This window comes from Flavobacterium aquicola (assembly GCF_003385115.1).
GTDB classification, from domain to species: domain Bacteria; phylum Bacteroidota; class Bacteroidia; order Flavobacteriales; family Flavobacteriaceae; genus Flavobacterium; species Flavobacterium aquicola.
This window is the reverse complement of the sequence record NZ_QUNI01000006.1, coordinates 107632-131818: the sequence shown is the minus strand read 5'-3', so window position 1 is coordinate 131818 and position 24187 is coordinate 107632. Positions and strand designations below refer to the sequence as shown.

25 protein-coding genes are annotated in these 24187 nt (G+C 34.2%); 13 read left to right on the top strand and 12 right to left on the bottom strand.

The features are described from left to right. Positions 1-1110, top strand: a complete 1110-nt coding sequence (gene dnaJ, locus C8P67_RS11905) for a molecular chaperone DnaJ (protein ID WP_115813404.1) — start codon at positions 1-3, stop codon at positions 1108-1110. Between the two features lie 67 nt (positions 1111-1177). Here the strand turns inward: dnaJ and C8P67_RS11900 are convergent, their stop codons facing one another. The 3 genes from C8P67_RS11900 to C8P67_RS11890 all read right to left on the bottom strand — a co-directional run bounded on the left by C8P67_RS11900 (position 1178) and on the right by C8P67_RS11890 (position 3497). Next, positions 1178-1543 (bottom strand): hypothetical protein, encoded by a 366-nt coding sequence (locus C8P67_RS11900; protein ID WP_115813403.1) that lies wholly within the window; start codon positions 1541-1543, stop codon positions 1178-1180. A 282-nt stretch (positions 1544-1825) separates the two neighbouring features. Beyond that, positions 1826-2437: a hypothetical protein gene (locus tag C8P67_RS11895; protein WP_147298228.1), complete on the bottom strand. Its 612-nt coding sequence runs from the start codon at positions 2435-2437 to the stop codon at positions 1826-1828. A gap of 91 nt (positions 2438-2528) precedes the next feature. Beyond that, on the bottom strand, positions 2529-3497 hold the full coding sequence (locus C8P67_RS11890; RefSeq protein WP_170141457.1) for a DKNYY domain-containing protein: 969 nt from the start codon (positions 3495-3497) through the stop codon (positions 2529-2531). Between the two features lie 175 nt (positions 3498-3672). Between C8P67_RS11890 and C8P67_RS11885 the strand changes: the two genes are divergently transcribed. The 9 genes from C8P67_RS11885 (at position 3673) to C8P67_RS11845 (ending at position 11019) form a co-directional block, all read left to right on the top strand. Further along, the gene (locus C8P67_RS11885) at positions 3673-3876 is read left to right on the top strand and encodes a hypothetical protein (RefSeq protein WP_115813400.1); all 204 of its coding nucleotides are present in this window, start codon (positions 3673-3675) and stop codon (positions 3874-3876) included. Between the two features lie 42 nt (positions 3877-3918). Next, complete coding sequence (locus C8P67_RS11880; RefSeq protein ID WP_115813399.1) at positions 3919-4839, top strand: ABC transporter ATP-binding protein; 921 nt, start codon at positions 3919-3921, stop codon at positions 4837-4839. A 193-nt stretch (positions 4840-5032) separates the two neighbouring features. Then, positions 5033-6349 (top strand): ABC transporter permease, encoded by a 1317-nt coding sequence (locus C8P67_RS11875; protein WP_115813398.1) that lies wholly within the window; start codon positions 5033-5035, stop codon positions 6347-6349. Positions 6350-6458: 109 nt separating this feature from the next. Beyond that, positions 6459-7622 (top strand): sigma-54-dependent transcriptional regulator, encoded by a 1164-nt coding sequence (locus tag C8P67_RS11870; protein WP_115813397.1) that lies wholly within the window; start codon positions 6459-6461, stop codon positions 7620-7622. 98 nt (positions 7623-7720) lie between these two features. Continuing rightward, positions 7721-8458, top strand: a complete 738-nt coding sequence (locus C8P67_RS11865) for a DEAD/DEAH box helicase (RefSeq protein WP_115813396.1) — start codon at positions 7721-7723, stop codon at positions 8456-8458. A gap of 70 nt (positions 8459-8528) precedes the next feature. Further along, on the top strand, positions 8529-9347 hold the full coding sequence (locus tag C8P67_RS11860) for an alpha/beta hydrolase (protein WP_115813395.1): 819 nt from the start codon (positions 8529-8531) through the stop codon (positions 9345-9347). A 35-nt stretch (positions 9348-9382) separates the two neighbouring features. Next, complete coding sequence (locus C8P67_RS11855) at positions 9383-9601, top strand: putative signal transducing protein (RefSeq protein ID WP_115813394.1); 219 nt, start codon at positions 9383-9385, stop codon at positions 9599-9601. Positions 9602-9679: 78 nt separating this feature from the next. Further along, entirely contained in the window at positions 9680-10492 is an 813-nt protein-coding gene (locus C8P67_RS11850) for a Cof-type HAD-IIB family hydrolase (RefSeq protein ID WP_115813393.1), read from the top strand. Beyond that, positions 10492-11019, top strand: a complete 528-nt coding sequence (locus C8P67_RS11845; RefSeq protein WP_115813392.1) for a GNAT family N-acetyltransferase — start codon at positions 10492-10494, stop codon at positions 11017-11019. Before C8P67_RS11850 ends, C8P67_RS11845 begins: the two co-directional genes overlap by 1 nt. 118 nt (positions 11020-11137) lie before the next feature. On the opposite strand, the gene C8P67_RS11840 is transcribed toward C8P67_RS11845, so the two are convergent. Continuing rightward, positions 11138-11659: a hypothetical protein gene (locus C8P67_RS11840; RefSeq protein ID WP_115813391.1), complete on the bottom strand. Its 522-nt coding sequence runs from the start codon at positions 11657-11659 to the stop codon at positions 11138-11140. A 475-nt stretch (positions 11660-12134) separates the two neighbouring features. Here C8P67_RS11840 and mtaB point away from each other — a divergent pair, with 475 nt between their 5' ends. Then, a complete protein-coding gene (gene mtaB, locus C8P67_RS11835) occupies positions 12135-13463 on the top strand; it encodes a tRNA (N(6)-L-threonylcarbamoyladenosine(37)-C(2))-methylthiotransferase MtaB (protein WP_115813390.1) in 1329 nt (442 codons plus the stop codon). A 114-nt stretch (positions 13464-13577) separates the two neighbouring features. On the opposite strand, the gene C8P67_RS11830 is transcribed toward mtaB, so the two are convergent. The 5 genes from C8P67_RS11830 to C8P67_RS11805 all read right to left on the bottom strand — a co-directional run bounded on the left by C8P67_RS11830 (position 13578) and on the right by C8P67_RS11805 (position 19601). Then, a complete protein-coding gene (locus C8P67_RS11830; protein ID WP_115813389.1) occupies positions 13578-14294 on the bottom strand; it encodes a 3-ketoacyl-ACP reductase in 717 nt (238 codons plus the stop codon). A 175-nt stretch (positions 14295-14469) separates the two neighbouring features. Continuing rightward, on the bottom strand, positions 14470-16680 hold the full coding sequence (locus C8P67_RS11825; RefSeq protein WP_394338650.1) for a YfbK domain-containing protein: 2211 nt from the start codon (positions 16678-16680) through the stop codon (positions 14470-14472). Between the two features lie 659 nt (positions 16681-17339). Next, positions 17340-17840, bottom strand: a complete 501-nt coding sequence (locus C8P67_RS11820) for an RNA polymerase sigma factor (protein WP_115813555.1) — start codon at positions 17838-17840, stop codon at positions 17340-17342. 114 nt (positions 17841-17954) lie between these two features. Then, entirely contained in the window at positions 17955-18791 is an 837-nt protein-coding gene (locus C8P67_RS11815; protein ID WP_115813388.1) for a DUF6929 family protein, read from the bottom strand. Between the two features lie 261 nt (positions 18792-19052). Beyond that, positions 19053-19601 carry a hypothetical protein gene (locus tag C8P67_RS11805; RefSeq protein WP_115813386.1) on the bottom strand — a complete coding sequence of 183 codons (549 nt, stop codon included), beginning with the start codon at positions 19599-19601 and terminating at the stop codon, positions 19053-19055. Between the two features lie 217 nt (positions 19602-19818). On the opposite strand from C8P67_RS11805, the gene C8P67_RS11800 reads away from it, so the two are divergent. Together C8P67_RS11800 and C8P67_RS11795 are read left to right on the top strand one after the other, a co-directional pair. After that, positions 19819-21207, top strand: a complete 1389-nt coding sequence (locus C8P67_RS11800) for an MATE family efflux transporter (RefSeq protein WP_115813385.1) — start codon at positions 19819-19821, stop codon at positions 21205-21207. 217 nt (positions 21208-21424) lie between these two features. Further along, positions 21425-21652: a hypothetical protein gene (locus C8P67_RS11795; protein WP_115813384.1), complete on the top strand. Its 228-nt coding sequence runs from the start codon at positions 21425-21427 to the stop codon at positions 21650-21652. Between the two features lie 59 nt (positions 21653-21711). On the opposite strand, the gene meaB is transcribed toward C8P67_RS11795, so the two are convergent. The 3 genes from meaB to C8P67_RS11780 form a co-directional block, all read right to left on the bottom strand. Then, positions 21712-22800: a methylmalonyl Co-A mutase-associated GTPase MeaB gene (gene meaB / locus C8P67_RS11790; protein ID WP_170141456.1), complete on the bottom strand. Its 1089-nt coding sequence runs from the start codon at positions 22798-22800 to the stop codon at positions 21712-21714. Between the two features lie 107 nt (positions 22801-22907). Continuing rightward, positions 22908-23549, bottom strand: a complete 642-nt coding sequence (locus C8P67_RS11785) for an NAD(P)-dependent oxidoreductase (RefSeq protein WP_115813382.1) — start codon at positions 23547-23549, stop codon at positions 22908-22910. 150 nt (positions 23550-23699) lie between these two features. Further along, entirely contained in the window at positions 23700-24107 is a 408-nt protein-coding gene (locus C8P67_RS11780) for an Rrf2 family transcriptional regulator (protein ID WP_115813381.1), read from the bottom strand. Between the last annotated feature and the right edge of the window lie 80 nt (positions 24108-24187).

Below are 24187 nucleotides of genomic sequence, written 5' to 3'. Positions count from 1 at the left end.
ATGAAAAAAGATTTTTACGAAATATTAGGCATTTCAAAAGGAGCAGATGCTGCTGAAATAAAAAAAGCATACCGAAAAAGCGCTTTGAAATACCATCCTGACAAGAATCCTGACGACAAATCGGCAGAAGAAAACTTCAAACTGGCTGCTGAAGCTTACGAAGTATTGAGCGATCCTGCCAAAAAAGCAAAATACGATCAATACGGTCACCAGGCATTTGACGGTTCTGGCGGATTTGGCGGAGGCGGTCACGGCGGTATGAATATGGATGATATATTCAGCCAGTTTGGTGATATTTTCGGTGGTGGCTTCGGCGGATTTGGCGGAGGCGGAGGTTCCCGTCGTGTCAAAGGAAGTAATTTACGTATCAAAGTAAAACTGACTATTGAAGAAATCGCTAATGGTGTTGAGAAAAAAGTAAAAGTTAAGCGTAAAGTTCAAGCACCGGGAGTAACCTATAAAACATGTTCTACTTGTAACGGTCAAGGACAGGTAATGCGTGTAACCAATACTATTTTGGGAAGAATGCAATCGGCTTCAACTTGTCCAACATGTGGCGGTTCTGGTCAGATTCTTGATAAAAAACCAAATAATGCCGATTCGCAAGGAATGGTTGCAGAAGATGAAACTGTTTCTATAAAAATCCCTGCTGGTGTTGTAGACGGAATGCAGTTAAAAGTTTCCGGTAAGGGGAACGATGCTCCAGGAAACAGTGTTTCGGGAGATTTGATTGTAGTTATCGAAGAAATTGAGCACGAGTTTTTGAAACGCGAAGGTGAAAATCTTCATTACGATTTATACATCAGTTTTGCTGAAGCCGTTCTTGGAATTTCGAAAGATATCGATGCTGTAAACGGTAAAGTAAGAATAAAACTGGAAGAAGGAATTCAGTCAGGGAAAATTCTTAGATTAAAAGGAAAAGGTATTCCAAGTATCAACGGTTATGGTAGCGGAGATTTATTGGTTCATGTAAATGTATGGACTCCAAAAACTTTAAATAAAGAACAAAAACAATTCTTTGAAAAAGCGTTGAACGACGAGAACTTTACTCCAAGTCCTGAAAAATCAGACAAATCATTCTTTGAAAAAGTAAAAGATATGTTTTCTTAAACTATTTTAAAAAGGTTTAAAATATAAAATCCCCATTCTACATTTGGTTTTAGAATGGGGATTTTTTTTAATGCTTTATTTTTTTTAATCGCAAATCATATGATTCGTGTGGTAAAATTCTTTTAGTCATAATCAAAGTGTCTTTAATTATTTTTATAAAAAATGATTTTGAATCGTTTTCGATAATTAATTTTGAGCAATCCTCCTCTAAACTATATTTAGTCATTTTACCATCTATTGAAAGTGTCTTATCTTTATTAAAAATCCATGTTTCAGATTTGTTTCCTGAATCAATTCCAAAAGGTTGCTGAATATAATATGTTTTCCACTCTCCATAAATTTCCAAGCAGTCATTGGTCTTTTCTTGTGAATAAATCGGTAAGCTGCTTAAAATCAAAAACAGACATATAGTGTTAAATTTAAAATTTCTCATAATGTTTTTTTCAGTCAAGTTTTAACGTAGGAATAAATTGTCGTCAATTGTGATTTTAGTTTTGATTGTCTATTCAAGTTCAATTTTCATTCTTCGCAATAAGTGTCTTGTATAACGTAAATGTGTTTTACTCTTCCGTCGAATAATAAATTCCCTTGTAAATCTTCACAATCTGATTAAATTAACCGTTTATTCGGGTTTGCTAAAATCAGCCAAATACAAAATCATTTTCCATTAAACCGATTTACAAAAATCCATTTTAGCTATTGGCGACAGTTGTTTTTAGTATTTTGGTGTTTTATCTGTTATTTTTTTATTCAAAGCTTTTTGTTTAGATATTGTTTCCAAAAACTCTTTCTTTTTTGGTAAATTTTCTTTTTGATATTTTTCTATTAATGGAATTGTTAAAACTATTTTTAGAATATTATGATTGTCTTGAATTGAATTTTGGGAGTTAGAAATTTGCTTTACAAGGTCATTAATTTCTTTAGATTCTGAATCGTATTTTTTATTGCTTTTTTGGATTAAAGCTAAAATTCTTTTTTTACTCAAGCTATCTGTAATTTGATTTGCAAATCCTGTTGCATTTCCATAATACTGGTTTGATTTTCCATTATAATTGTAAAAACCATTTTGAGTTTCTGATGGAGTTTCTTTAAAAGTTTCTATTTCTGTTTCTAGTTTTTTTAATTCAGGAGTTTTTTCTACCAATTCCGCATAAAGCTCATCAATTAGATTTCCACCACGTTTAGTTAACCTTTTTAGTTGTATTTCATCTTGTAAAGCTTCTGGATTTTGTACTTCAGAATTTCTATTTTCACGTTTGTCTCCATTACAAGAAGCTATCATAAAAATTGACGATATTACTAATAAACTCAATAAATGTTTTTTCATTTTCTTTAATTATTTTGTGAATTTCTGATTCTTGCCTTTTAGGTGGTATTGCCACCAACGTTATAGCTGTTGGTGGCAGTTATTTTTCGCTCTAATTTTCTTTCGTTTTGCAGTGAACTCTTTCTGTTACTTTAAATATTTTTTCAGTTCCAGAAGGTATTGAATAATCATAACGGTAAAGTTTCTCAACAATGCAATTACATTTGTCATTTGCCAACGAAACGCTGATAATTTTTGATTCGCCTGACCAATTTGAATATCTAGTATCCTTAATTAAAAAACCTTTCGATTTTAGTTTTTCTACAATTTCAATTCTTTTATTTTGATCTTCTTTATATGATACCAAACTGTCATTAATATCATCAAATACAATGGGTTCATATTCACAAATAGGCTTGTCAAAATCAAATTTCTTATAACTTGTTTTTTTGAAATCATTTTCATTAATAATACCGAACTTATAATTGAAGTTTTTATCTTTACCTTGAAAAGTACTTACGACTTTAAAAGTTTTTATGTCTGCTCCGTATAAAATTTGATTGTTATTAATTACGTATTTTTTTGTCTTTCCCCAATCATTGTCAATAGGAACAAATTCATTTATATCGTCAATAATTACAGCGTCTCCTCCGTGAATTAAAAAATTATCCGCCTTTGACCAAGGATATTTAATAAATTTTATTTTGTCTGGATTAACGCCTTTAATTACACAATCGTTTAAGTTGTTATAAAAACCAAAAAAATAAGCCGAATCTTTGTCTCGGAAAATATAATTTCCGATAAATTTAAAAGTTTTTGGGTCTATATTTTTAATAGGTTCTCCGTCTATGAATAGGTGATTCTTGTCTTTGCCAAAGTCGAAACTACAATCACAGTCAAAGCTTAGCGATTTAAAACTCTTTGCATCTGCTGCCTCAATCAGTCTTTTACCTTGTTCAAATCCCAATCCTTCGTTCCAATATTCGTAATATACTTTACCATCTTCAACTTTGTATCCTTGTCTGCAACAAGTCAAAAACGAAATTGTCAAAACTATAATTATTACTTGTCTTATCTTCATTGTTGATTGTCTGTTATAATTGCCGTCAGCTAGTATATACATCTGACAAAGTCATACTAATATATACCTAAAATCCGACGAATAAGTCTGATAAATTAAAACTTTATTTACTGCTAATATAAAAACTATATTTAAAATTGTCAGAGTTTTAAAGTAATGTTCTAAAAAGGTACCAATGTTCTCCTTAGCCCAGATGGTAGTGGCATCCTGTGTGCCTGGGGTTCAGGCACACAGATATAACGGACAGCTGGATTTGGCTCCTGAAAAATCATTTATAATTTATTCTTTTTTAACTTTTGAAAAGGAATGCTGTTTTTTCAGAGGTTTTTATCCGTTATGGTTGGGGAATGGCTCTAATCATTGGTTTTTGTGTAAATAATCAGCACGAATTAACTACTTTTGCAATTCTAAAAAATTAGCTGTGAGCAGTATTCTTGAAGTAAATAAAGTCATAAAGCAATATGGTGATTATGTTGCGCTTAACGAGGTGTCATTGACTGTGCCAAAAGGAAGCATATATGGACTTTTGGGTCCAAATGGTGCTGGAAAAACTTCCTTAATCCGTATTATTAACCAAATTACAATGCCCGACAGTGGTGAAGTTATTCTTGACGGCGAAAAACTGCAGCCGAAACATGTTCAGCATATTGGATATCTTCCTGAAGAGAGAGGACTTTACAGTTCTATGAAAGTGGGGGAACAGTGTTTGTATTTGGCACAAATGAAAGGATTATCTAAGGCTGAGGCAAAAAAACAGTTGGATTATTGGTTTGACCGTCTAGGGATTCAGGGATGGTGGAACAAGAAAATTCAGGAACTTTCGAAAGGAATGGCGCAGAAAATCCAGTTTGTAGTCTGCGTTCTGCACAAACCTAAATTATTGATTTTTGATGAGCCTTTTTCGGGATTTGATCCTGTAAATGCGAATGTGATCAAAGATGAAATTTTGGCATTGAAAGAAGATGGGGCAACGATTATTTTTTCGACTCATCGGATGGAAAGTGTAGAGGAACTGTGCGATCATATTGCGCTGATTCATAAATCGAACAAATTGATTGAAGGAAAACTGATTGATGTAAAAAGACAATTTAAAACCAACAGTTTTCAGGTTGGAATTTTGTCAGACAATGTGGAAGGCCTGATGTTTGATATTACTCAGAAATTTAAAGTGGGACCGGCTAATTTTAAATCATTAAACGATGAGATAAAATTAGAAATTCAAATTGGTAATGCTTCACCAAATGAACTACTGCATGTTTTGACACAGCGTGGTCAGGTAACTCATTTTGTTGAAAAAATCCCAAGTGTGCATGACATTTTTATCCAAACAGTAACGGATTAAATTAATTAGATAATTTGAAAATGTGATAATTAGATAATTTGATGTAGGTGTCTTAATTCGATGCTGTCAAAAAATCTAAAAAAAAAGCATTAGTCAAATTCTCAAAGAGTTTTAGAAAAGTGAGTTTAAAAAAAGAGTTCACTTTCAAATTACAGAATTATCACATTATCTAATTACCAAATTATACATATAAATGAGCATTATATCATTAATCATAAAAAGAGAATTTGTAGCCAAGGTCCGCAATAAGTCGTTTATCGTAATGACTTTTTTGAGTCCGCTGCTTTTTGTTGCCATTACTGGTTTTATTGCGTATTTGAGTTCGATGAAACCGGATACTAAGCTGATTGCGATTCACGATGAATCGGGTTTGTTTGTAAATGAGTTTATAGCATTAAACAATAAAAACAGTGATTATAAATACTTGGATTTATCTAAAGTAGATATACAATTTTTGAAAGACAGTATTGTTAAAGAGAATTTTGAGGCTTTGCTGTATGTTCCTAAAACGGTTAACAACAGAGAGCTCGAAACTAAAATTCAGCTGGTTTCTAATGAAAGCCCAAGTATTTCTTTTATCGAAAGCACACAAGGAATTATTGCTGATAAATTAACCAAGAATAATCTGGAATTAGCACATTTAGATACATTAGCTATCAAAAAAGCTAAAGCAGAAGTAGTTTTTAAATTATCCAAAGCTTCTGGTGAAGAAAGCCTTAGAGGACTGAATGAAATAAAAATTGGGATAGGAGGGGCATTTGGTTACCTTATTATGATGTTCATTATCATTTATGGCAACATGGTAATGCGCAGCGTAATTGAAGAAAAAACAAATAGGATTGTTGAGATTATCATTTCTTCGGTAAAGCCTTTCCAGCTGATGATGGGAAAAATAATAGGAACTTCATTGGCAGGACTGCTCCAGTTTTTAATCTGGGCAGTAATAGGTTTGTCGCTTATGTTTGCTGCTTCGGCATTTTTTGGAGTTAATATTGGTCCAACCGCTAGAGTTTCTCCAGAAATGATGCACGCTGCACAGCAGGAATTGACTGGTACCGCCCAAATGTATATTAAAGAAATATGGAACCTCCCTATCGCCAGCATCTTGATTGGTTTTGTTGTCTATTTTATTGGAGGCTATTTTTTATACAGTTCTTTTTATGCAGCAATTGGAGCCGCGGTAGATAATCAGACGGATTCGCAGCAATTTCTTCTGCCTATCATTATGCCTTTAATGCTGAGTGTTTACATTGGTTTTTTTACAGTGATAAATAACCCGCATGGAACTGTAGCCTTAGTTTTCTCTATGATTCCCTTGACATCTCCTATCGTTATGCTTATGCGTATTCCTTTTGGAGTGCCATGGTGGCAGATTGCAATTTCCGTATCTTTGTTATTCGGTACATTTTTTGGCGTGGTTTGGTTTGCAGCCAAGATTTACCGCGTTGGAATATTGATGTACGGCAAAAAACCAAGCTGGGGAGAATTATATAAATGGCTTAAATATTAAGAAGGAGTTGCTAAGTTACTAAGCAGCTGAGTTGCTAAGTTTTTAAAATTATAAAAAACATAGTAACTTAGATTCTTAGAAACTCAGAATCTTAGAAACTTTAAAAAATATGAGTAAAATACTAATTATTGAAGACGAAGAAGCTATTAGAAGGGTTTTGGTTCGAATACTTTGCGAAGAAAATGAGTCTTATGAAGTAGATGCTGCTGAAGATGGAATAAAAGGACTTGAAAAAATAAAAGAGAAGGATTATGATTTAGTTTTATGCGATATCAAAATGCCAAGAATGGATGGCGTCGAATTGCTTGAAGCGGTAAAAAAGATAGATACTGAAATTCCAATTGTGATGATTTCGGGTCATGGCGATATGGAAACAGCAATTAATACAATGCGTCTGGGAGCTTTTGACTATATTTCGAAACCGCCAGATCTGAACCGCTTGTTAAATACAGTCCGAAATGCTTTGGACAGAAAAAAACTGGTTGTCGAGAATAAAATTTTAAAAAAGAAAGTCAGTAAAAAATATGAAATTATAGGAGACTGCGAACCTATCAATCTAGTGAAAATAATGATTGATAAAGTCGCTCCAACTGATGCAAGAGTTTTGATTACTGGTCCAAATGGAACGGGAAAAGAATTAGTTGCTCATCAGCTGCATGACAAAAGCGAACGTTCTACGGCGCCAATGATCGAAGTGAATTGTGCTGCAATACCGAGTGAATTGATTGAAAGCGAATTGTTCGGGCATGTAAAAGGCGCTTTTACTTCGGCAGTAAAAGATCGTGCCGGCAAGTTCGAAGCTGCGAATAAAGGAACCATTTTCTTGGATGAAATCGGTGACATGAGTTTATCGGCGCAAGCCAAAGTATTAAGAGCTTTGCAGGAAGGAATTATTACAAGGGTTGGTGCGGATAATGATATTAAAGTTGATGTTCGAGTGATTGCTGCTACAAATAAGGATTTAAAAGCAGAAATTACAGCAGGACGTTTTAGAGAAGATTTATATCATCGTTTAGCAGTGATTCTGATAAGTGTTCCGTCATTAAATGATCGACGGGGAGATATTCCAGCATTGATAAACCATTTTGCTGTAAAAATTGCTAATGAGCATGGAAATGCAGTTAAATATTTTTCGAAAGAAGCTGTTAGTCTGCTGCAGGAATACGATTGGACAGGGAATATTAGAGAATTGCGAAATGTCGTAGAACGTTTAATTATTCTGGGAGGAAACGAAATTTCTGAGAGTGATGTTAAAGCTTTTGCAAGTAAATAATATAAAGCAATATGCATTAAGCTATAAGCATAAGATAAAAAAACACCAATATACAAATTTGCTTTTCGCTTAATGCTTAAAGCTTACAGCATAAAAAAATGAAATTAAAAAAAATTAATCAAGTATTACAGGAAGCTTTAATAGATTTTGGATTGACAGAAGCGAATGTATTGCAAAAGGAAACTTTTTCGACTATAAAAAGTGGTGCAGATGCCATTATTTCTTCTTCTAAAGGTTCAGGGAAATCTACAGCTATTGTTATCAATGTGATTCAGCAATTGGTTTGTGAAGGAGAAGAATCACCGCGTGCCTTAATTTTTGTAGAAAATAAAGCAAAAGTTCTTGAAATGGAGGAACTTTTTGAAAAGTTTGGAAAATTCACCAATCTAAGAGTATACGGTGTTCATGAAAAAGGAGATATGGATTATGATAAAAACTATATTTCAGCTGGTATTGATGTTCTGATTGGAACTCCTATTAAATTGAGTGACATGTTTTCTACTGCTGGCTATAATGTGAACCGATTGAAAATGTTTATTGTTGATGATGCCGATTCGATTTTGAAACTGCGCCATGAAACAAAAATCATGCGAATCTCAAATAGTATCACCAAAACACAGCGTATTGTTTTTACAGATAAAATCACAGAACGTATAGAAATATTAGCTGACAAAATGTTAGTTGAGCCGTTTGTGTTTGATTTTGATGAAGAGTATGAGGACGAAGATGAAGAATATGAGGATGATGAGGATTTTGATGAAGAAAAATCGGTTTATCATGATGTAGATGATTTTGAAGAAGAAGATGAAGAAATTGATGAGAACGAAGAGGAATAATTAATAGTATATCAATTTGACATGTAATTGATATATATCATTGCTTATGACAAGAAGGTTAAAGTAAAGTATGGAAATAATAAGAACTATCAGATTTTTAGGTGTAGTCATATTTAGTTTAATCGCTTTGATTTATCTATGTTTTATTTCTTATATATATTTTAATCAGGTAGAAATGATTTTTGATAGTTCTAAATTGACTAAAGATTTTAAATTTCACTTTAGTCAAGAATTTGAGGAAATAAATATTAAATCTTTTGATGGCAATAAACTACATGGATTATTGTTTAAAGCTAAAGATTCTAAAGGGATTGTTTTTTATTTGCACGGAAATTCGGGAGCATTAGACAGTTGGGGAGGTATTGCATCTGTTTACACGGATCTAGGATATGATATTTTTATTTTGGATTACAGAGGTTATGGCAAAAGTGATGGTAAAATAGAAAGTGAAGAGCAAGTTTTTAAAGATATTTCTTTTGCATATAAAAATATATTGAAACGCTATCAAGAAAAGAATGTAGCTATAATTGGGTACTCAATAGGTACAGGGTTTGCTGCCCGGCTCGCAGCTGCTAATAATCCTAAAATGCTGATTTTGCAATCGCCATATTATAATTTTATGGAATTTTCAAGTTCAAGAATTCCTTATGTACCAGATTTATTTAAGAAATTTAGAATTGAAACTAATCTTTTTATAAAAAATGTAAAAGCTCCCATTTTTATATTTCACGGTAAGAATGATAATTTAATAGCGGTTGAGAATTCAGAAAGATTGAGCAGACTGCTTCATAAAGAAAGTCATTTTTATAAATTAGATAATCAGGATCATTTGCAGATGAATCAGAATTTAGATTATCAAGAAAAGCTCAAAAGTTTGTTGCAAAAATAGATTTGAAAAATTATTAATTTAAAAATAAAAATATCATGGGATTAATGAAAGTATTTTCGGGAACTGAAATTTTGGCATTGGCTCTGCAGGAAAAAATTGAAGCTGCTGGAGTTGAAACATCAATCAAAAATAACATTCAATCAGCGAGAATGTCTGGTTTTCCAAATTCAGACTCAGCGGTTGAGGTGTTTATTCAAGAAACTGATTTTGCAAAAGCAAATCCAGTTATAGAGGAATTTAGGCTAAGTATCTAATTGAATTAATTTTAATTAATTTTTTGCAGCCTTGAAATTTATAATAGTTTCAAGGCTTTTTTATAGGAACATAATATAATGAAAGAAGTAAAATACAAAATGATTGTTTTGGATATGGATGATACGTTATTAACAGACGATCATATCATATCAGATGAGAATAAAGAGATGATTTTTAAAGCCCAGGAAATGGGAGTTTATGTGGTTTTGGCTTCTGGCAGACCAACGTCGGCAATGACGAGCTATGCCAGAGAATTGAAAATGGATTTTTACAATTCATTCATGTTGTCTTACAATGGTGCCGTTATTACTGATTTAAAAGAAAATAAAGTGCTGTTTGAGCAGACCTTAACCAAAGAGCAAATCCATGAATTGTACGATTACAGTTTAAAAAGTAAAACGCATATTATTACTTACATAAATGATCAGATTGTCAGCGAAACAGATTCTGAATATATTGAAGTGGAAAAGCTGATAACAGGATTGGTTCATAATAAAGTGAACAGTTTTAAAAATGAGGTTCAAACCAATGCTGTAAAATGTATTCTGCTGGAAGAACCGTCTTATTTGAAAACTGTTGAAGACGATCTAAAGTTAGCAATGCCGCATCTAAGTGTTTCTATGTCAAAACCATTTTTTTTGGAAGTTGCACAGCAGGGAATCGATAAAGCTTATAGTTTAAAAAAATTAGCAGAGAAACTAGATATTCATCAAAGTGAAATCATTGCTGTTGGGAATGCAGGAAATGATTTAACAATGATAGAATATGCAGGTTTAGGAGTTTGGGTGGATAATGTGGCACCCGAGTTACGAGATAAAGCAAATATTGTTGTTGCCTCCAATAATGATCATGGCGTAGCCGAGGTAATCAGGCGATACATTTTGAACTAATGAAAACTTTTCTAGAAACAGAAAGACTGATTTTAAGAGAATTATTGCTTTCTGATGATGAAGGAATGTTCGAATTGGATTCAGATCCGGAAGTGCATCGATTTGTAGGAAGGAAGCCTGTAAAACACATTGATGAGAGCAGGCTCATGATAGAAAATATTAGACAGCAATATGCAGAAAATGGAATTGGACGCTGGGCTGTTATTCTTAAAGAAACCAATGAGTTTATTGGCTGGTCTGGGATAAAATTAATCAAAGAACCGATTAACAATCATCAGAATTTTTATGAGATTGGATATCGGTTTATACAAAAGCATTGGGGAAAAGGTTATGCTACCGAGGCTGGATTGGCTTTTGTCGCTTTTGCTTTTAAGGAATTGAAAGCAGCTAATATTTATGCCTACGCAGATGCCGGAAATAAAGACTCAAGGAATATTCTGGAAAAACTGGGAATGCAGTATGTTAATTCTTTTGAATACGAAGGAGAAGAGCATGTCTGGTATGAAATGAAAAACCCAAATTCATAATTTTCTTTTGATAAAAACAAAATCTGCCTCATTAGTTTAATAAGGCGGATTTTTTATATTTTTTTGTTGCTTTAGAGATTGACTGCAGTCATCTCTAAAGGATAAAATTACGTTTTCGTTATTTTTTCGCAACCGAAATAAAATAATTATTTCCGTCACCCATTGTTAGTTTTACTCTTTCGTCACATACATCGATAACGAATTTGTCATTGTTATAACAGGTACAGGTCGTTTTTTTGTCTTTAGACATTTCATTGTCGCATTTTCCTGTTTTGTAACCAGCTAATTGAGGAGTGTAAAAAGATACCAAATCTGTAGAAGCAGTTACTAAAGAAATAATACTTGCTGAGTTATCATTAGCAATTCTGTAAACAATTCTATCAGTATAATTGATGTTTTCTACAGTAACTTTTCTGATATAGGTATAAGATGTCGATGCTGTTTCTACTGATTTTTCTTCGAATTTAAAACCAAGACTTCTGATGTCTAGATTAAATTTCTCTTGTGAGTTGTAACTAGCCCAAGCAGTCAAAGTACTGATTGTTGGAAAAGGATTTTTGGTTGCTATAGTCGGGGCATTTTGAGCTTGTGAGCAAAGTGCAATAAATAGTAGGGAAATTGTGAGGCAGAATGATTTCATTTTTTATTTTAATTTTTTATTGACCTACTCTTTATGGTTTTCGGCGATCCCATTTATTTTATTTAAAGATTTTTTTTTAAAGTGTAATGTTTTCTAAAACAAAACAGCTCCGAAAATCAAATAGTGTTAACAGATAAAATCATGAAATATTTTAATCTCTGTGAATTATTTTAAAATAATCAGATTTTCAATTTTCGAAAACTGTAAGCAGTAGCTTTATTTTGTATGTGATAAAACCAGTACTGCCGTATTGTTTTTGGAGGTGTGAAATTAATATTTAAATAAATAAGAACAAAACACAGAAAGGGAAAATAAAGTTTTTTTTGAAATTTAGGATTCTATCTGTGTAAATAACAATACAATGGTTTTTGGTTTAAATAAATATTAATAATCATCGGCTTTATAGTGTTGATTTTTGTTCGTAAATTTGCGCACTTAAATTTTTTGACAACGATTTCATTAATTTAAGGTAATTATGGAGAATAGAAAAAAAGTGGCTTTTTACACGCTTGGATGTAAATTGAATTTTTCGGAAACATCGACCATAGCCCGCAATTTAGAAGACGAAGGCTTTGATAGAGTAGATTTTGAAGAAGTAGCCGATATGTATGTAATCAACACCTGTTCGGTTACAGAGAATGCCGATAAGCAGTTCAAACAAGTAGTGCGTAAGGCGATGAAGTTAAACGACAAGGCTTTTGTCGCAGCAGTGGGGTGTTATGCTCAGCTAAAACCAGAGGAATTAGCAAATGTTGACGGAGTGGATTTAGTTCTCGGTGCCACCGAAAAATTCAAACTGGCTGATTATATCAATGATTTATCGAAAAATGATTTTGGTGAAGTACACTCCTGTGAGATCGCCGAAGCTGATTTCTATGTTGGCAGTTATTCGATAGGTGACAGAACCCGTGCTTTTTTGAAAGTGCAGGATGGCTGCGATTATAAATGTACCTATTGTACAATTCCATTGGCTCGCGGAATTTCCCGAAGTGATGAACTGGAAAATGTATTGAAAAATGCCTATGAAATCTCGAAACAAAATATCAAAGAAATTGTCCTGACCGGAGTAAATATAGGAGATTACGGAAAAGGAGAATTTGGAAATAAAAAACACGAACATACATTTTTGGAATTAGTTCAGGCATTGGATGAAGTAGAAGGAATCGAAAGACTGCGTATTTCATCAATTGAACCCAATTTATTGAAGAATGAAACGATAGAATTTGTTTCAAAAAGCAGAACTTTTGTACCTCATTTTCATATTCCGCTGCAATCTGGAAGTAATGATATTCTGAAATTGATGAAACGCCGTTATCTGCGTGAAGTATATACCGAAAGAGTCAACAAAATTCGTGAAGTCATGCCACATGCGTGTATTGGCGTAGATGTAATTGTGGGTTTCCCAGGAGAGACTGATGAACATTTCCTTGAAACTTATCATTTTTTGAATGAAATGGATATTTCGTATCTGCATGTTTTTACGTATTCGGAACGTGACAATACTGAAGCTGTTGCAATGGAAGGCATCGTTCCTGCTAATGTCCGTGCTAAAAGAAGTAAAATGCTGCGTGGTTTATCAGTTAAAAAACGCCGTGCTTTTTACGAAGGCCAATTAGGAACTAACAGAACCGTGCTTTTTGAAAGTGAAAACAAAGAAGGATATATTCATGGTTTTACCGAGAATTACGTAAAAGTAAAAACACCTTGGAATCCAGAATTGGTTAACACTTTACACGAAATCAATCTGACAAAAATTGATGAAGACGGAAGCGTTCGAATGGAATTTTTGAATGTTGAGGTTTAAAAGATAGAACATTTTAAAAATTTAAAATGTTTTTTTTGAACCATTAAGATATTAAGAAAATTAAGGTGTAAAACTTAATGAGGCTTAATATCTTAATGGAATGGTTTAATATTTTTATGGATTTGTGGACCAAATACTGCTGTTTTTGATAAATACGCGTCGGTTTAATTTTAGCTGAGCGATAATTAGTTCGGCAACATCTTCAGACTGCATTACTTTATCGGGATTACCGTCTGTAAGTTTCAGTTCTTTTGCTAAGTCGGTAGCAACGGTGCTTGGTGTTAAAGCTGTAACACGAATATTGTGTTTGCGCACTTCCTGCATCAAAGAATCGGTTAGTCCCAAAACAGCAAACTTCGAAGCACTGTAAGCGCTGGTTAAAGCATTTCCGTTTAATCCCGCTGTTGAGGAAATATTGATAATGTCTCCAGTTTGTCTTTCAATCATATTCGGTAAAATGGCGCGCGTAACATAATAAGTTCCCATTAAGTTTACCTGAATGATACGTTCCCATTCGGAAGGTTCTAATTCTAAGAATTTACCAAATGCTGCAATTCCTGCATTATTGATTAAAATATCAATTGATTTGAATTCGGATAAAGCTTTTTCTACGGCAGTATTTACCGAGTTGATATCGGCAACATCAGCGGTTACAGCTAATGCTTTTACTCTTAATGAGCGTGCTTTTGCTGCTACATTTTCGATTTCATCTTGTGTTCTTGCCAATAAAATTACATTGACTCCTTCTTTGGCTAAAGCCAATGCGATTGCTTTTCCAATTCCTTTGCCAGCACCGGTAATAAGTGCATTTTTATTTTTTAAATCGTTCATTTTTATTTCTATTTTGTTCTAAAACAAAGTTAAGGTATTTGTTTTGTCACAAGCTTTAGTTACTGTGAAAAAACTGATAAAATTTTTAATGGAAAGAATATGATTATTTTCAAAAATTAAATGTCAAAAAGACCTAACAGGTTTTTAAAACCTGTTAGGTCTAAAATTGAATGCATTATTTTACTGTTTCAACCAAGCGGATAAACTCTGCTTTGTACCCATCTTCATCATTAGATAATCCTTCTTTTGCCAGTTTTTTAATATCTTCAGAAGATTTATTAGGAACGAGATTGGAATCTCTCAATTTCAATCCGAACCAGGCCACAGCAGTGCTGAATTTAAAATCATCCGACGAATTCTTTAAAGGAATTGATTTGTTCTCAATCGCTTTTACCATTTCAATACTTTTGTCTCCGTCCGGTTTTTTATAGCGGAATTTTATTGTTGCGAGTTCATCAGAATAGTCACTTTCAGTTACACTTGTTTTGGTATATTTCAAATCTGGCTGATTGCTCAGGAATTCACTTTTTACTCCGGCTGGAATCACTTCATACAAAGCAGTAACAGTATGTCCGCTTCCTAATTCACCTGCATCAATCGCATCATTGCTAAAATCTTCTGGACGCAGTTTTCTGTTTTCGTAACCAATCAAACGATAAGCCTGCACGTGTTTCGGATTGAATTCGATCTGGATTTTCACGTCTTTGGCGATAGCAAACATAGAACCTTTAAATTCTTTTCCTAAGAAACGATTGGCTTCCTGAATATTGTCGATATAGGCATAATTTCCATTGCCTTTATCAGACAAGGTTTCCATTTTACTGTCTTTGTAATTTCCCATTCCATAACCCAGACAAGTCAGGAATACTGCGGATTCTCTTTTTTGCTCTATTAATGTCTGCATGTCAGTATTGGACGAAGCGCCTACATTAAAATCGCCATCAGTGGCTAGAATTACCCGATTATTTCCTCCTTTGACGAAGTTTTCTTCGGCTAATTTATATGCCAATTCTATTCCGGCTCCGCCTGCCGTGCTTCCTCCAGCATTCAGTTTTTCTAAGGCATCGATTATAGTTTGCTTTTCATCGCCCGATGTTGGCGGCAAAACCATTCCTGCTGCACCTGCATAAACTACTATGGCAACTTTGTCTTTTTTTCTCAGTTCGTTTACCAAAATTTTCATAGACTGTTTTAACAGTGGCAATTTGTTGGTATCACTCATAGAACCCGAAACATCAATGAGAAAAACAAAGTTAGAAGCTGGCAAATTATCGGTTGGAATATTTTTTCCCTGTAAACCAATTTTTAGTATACGGTGATTAGAATTCCAAGGACAATCACTGTATTCAGTATTTATCGAAAACGGATGCTGATCTTGTGGCTGCGGATATTTATACTTGAAAAAATTCATCATTTCTTCAACTCTCACCGCATCTTTTGGAACTGTTTGTCCGTTATTTATAAATCGTCTTATATTAGTGTATGATGCATTATCCACATCAATCGAGAAAGTGGAAAGCGGTGCCGATTTTGGACTTTCGAATTGATTTTCTACAAAGTTATCATAGTCTTCTTGAGAAACTTCAACAGATTGTGGTGCTAATTTTTGCACTTCTGTTTCTGTATTTTTATTCAGTTTTTTGAGCTTTCTTTTTAACTGTTTTTCAGATAGATTTTTATAAGTTCCGTTTTTAGTTGTTATTATGATTACTCCGTTAGCAGCACGGCTTCCGTATAGCGAAGTCGCCGCGGCATCTTTAAGCACATCGATTTTTTGAATATCATTTGTATCAATATTAGATATTTCAGCATTAGTCGGTACTCCATCAATAACATATAAAGGATCATTTTGTTGACTTACGGTTGAATTTCCTCGAATGGCTACAATTGCTTCAGATTGTTCTATGCTAAGCATTGGAGATCCCGTAACTGTTTTTGTACCCGAAAGAAATTTAATTTTATTTGTTTGAAAATAATATTCAGGATTTAAATATCCGCTATTATTTGTGATTTGAACGCCAGCCACACGTCCATTTAAAGCTTCAGTTACATTTGCTCTTTTAGATTTTTTTATATCACTGCTTGAAATTGAAGTAACAGCTCCGGTTGACATCGATCTTTTTTGCGTTCCATAACCAACCACAACCACTTCATTCAAAGCCACAGAATTATTCGCCAATTTCATGTTTATTTTATCGGTTTTTCCAACTGTTGCATAACCATTTTCCATTCCTATAAATGAAAAAACGAGTTGGTCACCTTTTTCAGCTTGAATGCTAAATTTTCCATCGAAATCTGTAGCTATCGCATTTTTTGTTCCTTTTATAGAAACATTAGCTCCAGGAAGAGGCTGATTACTTTCATCAGTAATTATTCCAGTTATCACTCTTTTTGCAGGATCGTAAGCAGATGTGCCTTTAGATTTCTTTTCTTCCGAAACAATTATTTCTGTTTTTGAAATTAATTTCGTTTTATTAGTCTGAAAATAGTATTCAGATTCATCTGCATCTTTAGCAGTTGTAAATCTTGCTCCTTTTTGAAAATAAACAGAATCATTTTGTTTTTTGACAGGACTATAATCAGCAACAGCTACTTCATTCGAAACATTGTTATCTGTTCCGGGAGATGAAAGTGTATTTTCATCTACAAAAACTTTTATTTGCGGAAATGTATCTAAAAGAACTACAGGTTTTTGTTTTTCAATTTGTTTTTTTAGAATAGTAACTGCATCTGGTTTTATATTTCCTGAAGATTTTGAAAGAGTATTCTTTTTTTCTTCGATAACCACATTATTTTCCTTTGTTCCTTTTGGAGTGATTATTTCTGAATCGTTTTTAAGAAACTGGTAACCCAATGAAAAAAACAATAGGAGTGAAGTGGCAATTGCCAGCTTTTTCCAAAGAATAATTGTTTTTTTGTCTTCTTTTTTATCGAGTTTTTCTTCTACGCGCGTCCATACTTTTTCGAAAGCAGGAAAGTCTTTTTCTTCTGCTTTTTGGGAAGCATTCTTTATTTTATTGAATATTTTATCTTGATTGTCCATGACTATTTCGCTTTTTGGTAATACAGATTGTTTACTAACTCCTTTAATTTGGTTTTTGAAGCATTCAATTGTGATTTAGAAGTGCCTTCGGAGATGTTAAGCATGGCTGCAATTTCTTTGTGACTGAAACCTTCGATAACAAAAAGATTAAAAATCGTCTTACAGCCGTCAGGAATATGATTTAGCAAATTCAGTAAATCTTCTTCTTCGAGTTCGGTTACTTCGTCTGTAAAGGGCTGGGAAATAGTTTTGACATCATCGAGATATAAGTTAAAATTGGTTCTTTTCTTGATGGTTGCCAAACAATGATTTACCGTAATTTTTCGGGACCAGGCTTCAAAAGCGCCAGACTCCTTGAGCTGATCGAGTTTTGTGAAAATAGTGTAGAAAGCATCGGCCAAGGCTTCTTCTATTTCTTCTTCTTTCTTTAGGTAGCGCTTGCAGGTGCGGTACAGTTTTGGAGCCATAAGCTCATACACGCGGCGCTGGGCATCACGGTGCATTTTTTTGCAGTCAGAAATTAAGTTTTCGTTTATCACAATTGTTATCTTTCTACTAAAGAGGATGAAAAAGAGAAAAAGGTTGGGAAGAGGTTAAAATATTTTTAAAATAATTTTTTATTTACCTTTTGGAATCGATAATTTATAAATATTTGCTTCAAGAACTTCGGTGTCATTGTCTTCGCAAAGCAAAAATTCAATTTTATCAGCAGTGTTTTGATAAACGGTTATTCCTTCAAATTTTTGGGTGTCGCTGATTTTTTTGGTAAAATCAATTTTCATGGTTTTAGTATCAATACAGCCGATAAAGCTTCCTAGAATTTCGCCATCGTGATAGGTGGATTTAGTGTCTTCGGCAGTTGCCAGAAAATAAATCTTGCCGTCTAATGCAACGGCATCGGTAAAACTGCTTCGGACTCCTTTTATTTTTGGCAGTTTATAGCTGTTGGAAAGGATATTAAACTCATTGATTAAGTTTTTGCCCTGAATAGTAAACATGACATTTTTTGCAGATTCACCATTTCCTCGATTGAATAAGTACCATTCTTCTCCGGTGTAAATAGCTCCTTCAATGTTAAAATCTTCGGGTTTTATTTCGGCAAAGCTTTGCATTACGGAATACAAATCGGCAAGGTCGTTAGTTCTTATTTCTTTTGCAGCGGTGTTAATTTCTACCATGCTATTTCGTTTTTGGGTCGAACCCGAACCAAAAACGTAAAGGTTGTCTCCAAAATGAGTGATAGCTTCAAAATCTGGTTTTTCGCTTTTTATAATATTTGCAGAAGCATTTTCTATGATTTCATGCTGTTGCAGTGTTTGGGTGGGAATTGCATATTCGTATAGGAATCCGCTGTTGTCGCCTATGATGAATATACTGTTATCTTTGTAAATGAGACCGGAAGCAGAACCGATTCCGATGATGTGAAAAAGAAGTTCTAGTGTAAATTTTTCCATTAAATACTGTTTTGAAAATGAATGCCCTAGCCCAGATGGAAGTGAAAATCCTTTTGAAAAGAACGGCTGTTTTTTCTTGTACTGGCAGAGCGACCACCGGAAGCTCCTGCAAGTGCTTAGAAAAAAAGCAGTTATTGAAAAAGATTGTAACGTACAGCTGGATTAAGCTCCTCAAAAATACGGTATATATACTGGAATTTAATTTTTAAGCAAAAAAAATGTGCTGGAGTACAGCACATTTTTTTTAGAATTCGGATGTTTTTATAAATCAAAACCATAGGCAACACGAAGGCCTACTTGGCCAACGCCTTTACCTAGACTTCCGTCATTATTCCATCTTGGTAAGTTATTATAGTGCTCGTAGCGTAAAGAAATATCAATGTATTTTGTGGCATAACCAATACTTGGGGCCAAAAGCAATGAAGTGTTGTGATAATGAGGATCGGTTACAAAAGCGGCACCGCCTTCTCCCATGATATAAAACTGATCATTCCAAACGAAAGCTTTGAAACCAACTTTTGCTGGAACAAATCCAAGGTCATCGCCATCGGCTTCACTAACAAACAGACGGCTGTACCCAGTTGTTAAAGTTAGAGAGTATCTTTTGGACAAATCATATTGCAGTCTGGCATCGGCACCTAATGCTAATTTATAAGGATCGTGTACCGCGTACCCGCCGGTAACACCTAATCCGAGACGAAATCCCTGGTCATAATTTTGAGAGCTTGATTCTTGTGCTTGAGTGTTATTTGCGAATAGTGCCGTGACTAGTAATGCCATAACGATTTTAATTTTTTCTGTAGTTTTCATAATTTTACATTTAGAGTAGGGTTAAAAAAAATATATTGTCACGTTTAATTTGTGGACTTTACAAAGGTATATCAGCTCGCAAGTGGCGTTATTACAGAATTTTTCGGATCTTTTATATAATTCCATGGTTCATTTTTAGTGTATTTTGCTCATGTATCAAATAATATTCAGAGAATCAGTTTGTTCTAATTACCTTTGCGAACTCAAAAAAAATAAGATGAAGATTGAACAGTACACCAAAGAATTCGCATATAACATTAAATTGGCTTACCCAGTAATTTTAGGAATGCTTGGGCATACTCTGATAGGTATTGTAGATAATTATATGGTTGGGAATCTGGGTTCGACCGAGCTGGCGGCAGTATCGCTGGGGAACAGTTTTATCTTTTTGGCTATGGCTATTGGGATAGGATTTTCTACAGCAATAACACCTTTGGTGGCAGAAGCTGATGCCGAAAAAAATGATAAAAAAATCCGGACTACGTTTCATCATGGCCTGCTGTTATGTACTGTTTTGGGAGTTTCGTTATTTGTTATAACAGTACTGTCAAAGCAGTTAATGTATTTTATGGATCAGCCAAAAGCGGTGGTGCTGTTAGCTGCTCCTTATATTGACTGGGTTGCTTTTTCTCTGATTCCAGTTGTAATGTATCAGGGCTATAAGCAATTTTCCGATGGGCTGTCTTTGACTAAATATTCGATGTATTCGATCATTTTGACCAATATAGTGCATGTCTTTTTTAATTATGTACTGATTTACGGTTTTTGGTTTTTTCCAAAATTAGGCGTGACCGGAGCAGCATTAGGAACGGTAATTTCGAGAATAATGATGGTCGTTTTCATGCATTATTTGATGAAGCACAATGCTGTCATGAAAAAGTATTTTAAAAATTTTACTTTTAAAGAAATCAAAAAATCAATAATCAAAAAAATTGTTGCTCTTGGTGTTCCTTCAGCAATGCAGATGCTTTTTGAAGTGACATTGTTTACGGCAGCAATATGGCTTTCGGGATCATTGGGCAAAAACAGTCAGGCGGCGAATCAGATTGCACTGATATTAGCATCGTCAACATTTATGGTAGCAATGGGTTTGAGCGTTACCGCGATGATCCGTGTGGGACATTCCAGAGGTGTGGCCGATTATAAAAACCTGATTATTGTTGCGAGATCTATCTTTTTGTTAGCTATAATTACCGAAGCGCTTTTTGCATTAATCTTTGTGGTTTTTCATAATTTCCTGCCGCATTTGTTTTTAAACATGCACGATCCCGCACAGGTTTTGGATAATAATGAAATCATTCTGATCACTTCTAAGCTGCTGTTAATTGCTGCTATTTTTCAAATTTCTGATGGAATACAAGTTGTTGTTTTGGGTGCTTTGAGAGGCCTTCAGGATGTCAAAGTGCCAATGTATATTACTTTTGTGGCCTATTGGATTGTCGGTTTTCCTATTTCTTTTTATCTGGGAAAATATACAGATTTGAAAGCTGTAGGGATTTGGATAGGGCTTTTGGCGGGACTGACTGCAGCGGCTTTATTTTTATACATTCGATTTGTGCGTCTGACAAAGAAACTGGTTGCACAGCATACTGATAAAGAAGTTTAGGAGCAGATAATTTTGTTTTCAAAACAGCATTTCACCTGCTGTCCACTGTATTCCCGATTAACAAAAACTACGGCAAAAAAGCCTTGTTTTTCTAAATCGGGAGATGACGCTTCCATCAGGGCTATGCAACGGCTTTGTTTTTTTAAGAACATTTTTAAAAAGGGAATCTCAATAAAAAACGTACTTTTACACACTTACATTAAAAAAATAAAAACACATGGAATTACCAAAATTCTTATTAGGAGACAATACTGATTTTCCAGACGATATTTTTATCATCCACATGGATTACCCAAGATTCATCATTAACCTAAAAGACGATGAAGTAGAATTCATGGAAGAAGCCGAAGATCTTGATGAAGCAGAACTGAATGCCGAAATGGAAGGACTTATTGTTCTTGCCAATGAATTTTACGATAGGGAAATTGCCCGTTACGAAGAATAGTCTAAAGGTATTTTGATAAAAATATAAACTGCAAAAGCTGATAAATAACTTTTGCAGTTTTATTTTTTATAATAATTGTCCAATAAAATTTGTGCTGCTGCAAAAGGGGAGACTTCATTATTTTGGACAGCAGTTTTAGTTGATTCGAGCAGTTCAATAGTATTTGGCTGTGTGTAAAAATGAGTTTTTAACTGCTCATCTATCGTTTCTATCATCCAGAACAGGTTTTGTTCTTTGCGTTTTTCAGCGAAATAATAATTTGAATGTACCAATTCGATATAATCCGAAATGGTCTGCCAAACAGCTCCGATTCCTTCTTTAGTCAATGAACTGCAGGTTGCCACGATTGGGGTCCATCCAGATTTTTTTGCAGGAAATAAATGCAGCGCTCTGTTAAATTCTACTTTTGCCAACTGTGCTTTCTTGATGTTATCGCCATCGGCTTTGTTGATTACAACTGCATCGGCCATTTCCATTATGCCTCTTTTAATTCCTTGAAGTTCATCACCGGCACCGGCAATTTTTAATAATAAAAAGAAATCGACCATACTGTGAACGGCAGTTTCGCTTTGTCCCACACCAACAGTTTCAATTAATATAATATCAAATCCGCAGGCTTCGCAAAGCGTAATTGTTTCCCTCGTTTTGCGGGCAACGCCTCCCAGCGTTTCTCCCGATGCAGATGGACGAATAAAAGCATTTTCATCTTTTACCAATTCTTCCATTCGGGTTTTATCTCCAAGAATACTTCCGTGGGAAATGGTACTGCTGGGATCTACAGCAAGAACGGCAACTTTCTTGCCTAAGCTGGTTAAATGCTTGCCAAAAGCTTCAATAAAAGTGCTTTTGCCAACTCCTGGAACACCAGTGATTCCTATTCGGGCTGATTTGTTTGCGTTTGGCAGACTGCCTTTGATAACTGCTGTAGCTTTTTCAAGATGGGCAGGATTTGTGCTTTCAACTAATGTGATAGCACGGCTGAGAGCAGTTATGTTTCCTGTCAAAATTCCATCAATTAATTCTTGGGCAGAAGGCTGTCTTTTTCTGAATTCCTTGATTTGGCGTATAGCATTAGAGCTGATTGTTTCTTGAGGGGAAACACCGGCTTTTACATTTAAAGCACTTAAATTTGTTTTTTGGACTGACAAAATTTTTGTTTTTTTTGGAAGAAGTAAAAGTAATCAAAACAAAAACAGTTTCAAAAGCAGAAAAATGCTTTTGAAACTGTTTTTTGTTAATTGATTCGGTGTAACAATTAATAAGCTGCAGTAAAACGAACCTGATGGTGTTTAGGGTTTTCAGTTTCATCTGCAATTACAACTGCTAAATCTTCTACCGAAAGTATGCTTCGCTGTTCTTCGTTAAATACTGGGTTTTCTAAACCTAAACGATATTTACCAGTTCTTCCTGTTTTTGTTCCCTGATGCATTTCGATCGCTGGGCTGAAAAAAGCCCAGTCCAATTCTTTTTCTTCCTTGATGATTTCAAGATAATGTCTTGCAGCATTGGCACCGTCAAAAATCTCTTTTGGAAATTCAGCAGTATCTACCAGCTGTACGCTTGGTGCTATGTATAAACTTCCAGCTCCTCCAATTGTTATAAAACGTTTCACTCCCGATTTTTTTACAGCTTCCTGAATGGCTTTGGAACCGGTTATCGAATCGTTGTAAATGTTTGGATTTGTCCACCCTGGGTTGTAAGCATTGATAACAGTATCGTGACCTTTTAGGATTTCTGCCAAAGAGTCAACATTAAAGATGTCTGATGCTACCCATTTAGCGTTAGAAGTATCTTTTGGATTTCTAGCAATAGCAGTGATTTCATGGTTTCTGTCTGCTAATTCATTTAAAATTGCGGATCCTACAAATCCTGTAGCTCCAATAATTGCGATTTTCATATATGTAAAATTTATTTGTTAGCGGTTATATATGGTATCGCCTTTTTATCTATTGGTGTTTGCTTAAGCAAATTTTTTATTAGTGGCGATTTCATAATTATATATTTAAAAGTAATAAAAAATGTTACAGTTTTAGTCAAAAAAATAGAATTAAAATTTATTAGAAAAATCTTCCAGTGTTATGCCACTCAATTGCAGACCGATTCTTTGGTTAATGTCTTCATATAAATTCTCTAGATTTTCATTTATTTGTCTGCCTATTGGACAATCGGGATTTGGTTTGTTTTTTGAAAAACCTAATGTTACGGTATCAAAAGTCATCTTGAAAATATCATCCAAAGTGATTTTTGATGTCGATTTCAATAGGCGGGTACCTCCATTTTTACCTTCCTTGCTTTCTACAATATTGTTTTTTTTCAGGTTTGCAATTTCTTTTCTAACCAAAACAGGATGCAGATTCATACTGCCCGCTATAAAATCTGAGGATAAATAATCATCCGGAAATTTAGAGAGCAACGTTAGAATATGTAATGTAATGGCAAACTTACCTGAAATCATACTGTAATAAAATATATTGCAAATATAAAACTAAAATTGGTTTTGGCAAGACTGTTAGTCAAAAAAAATGATGGCCTTAA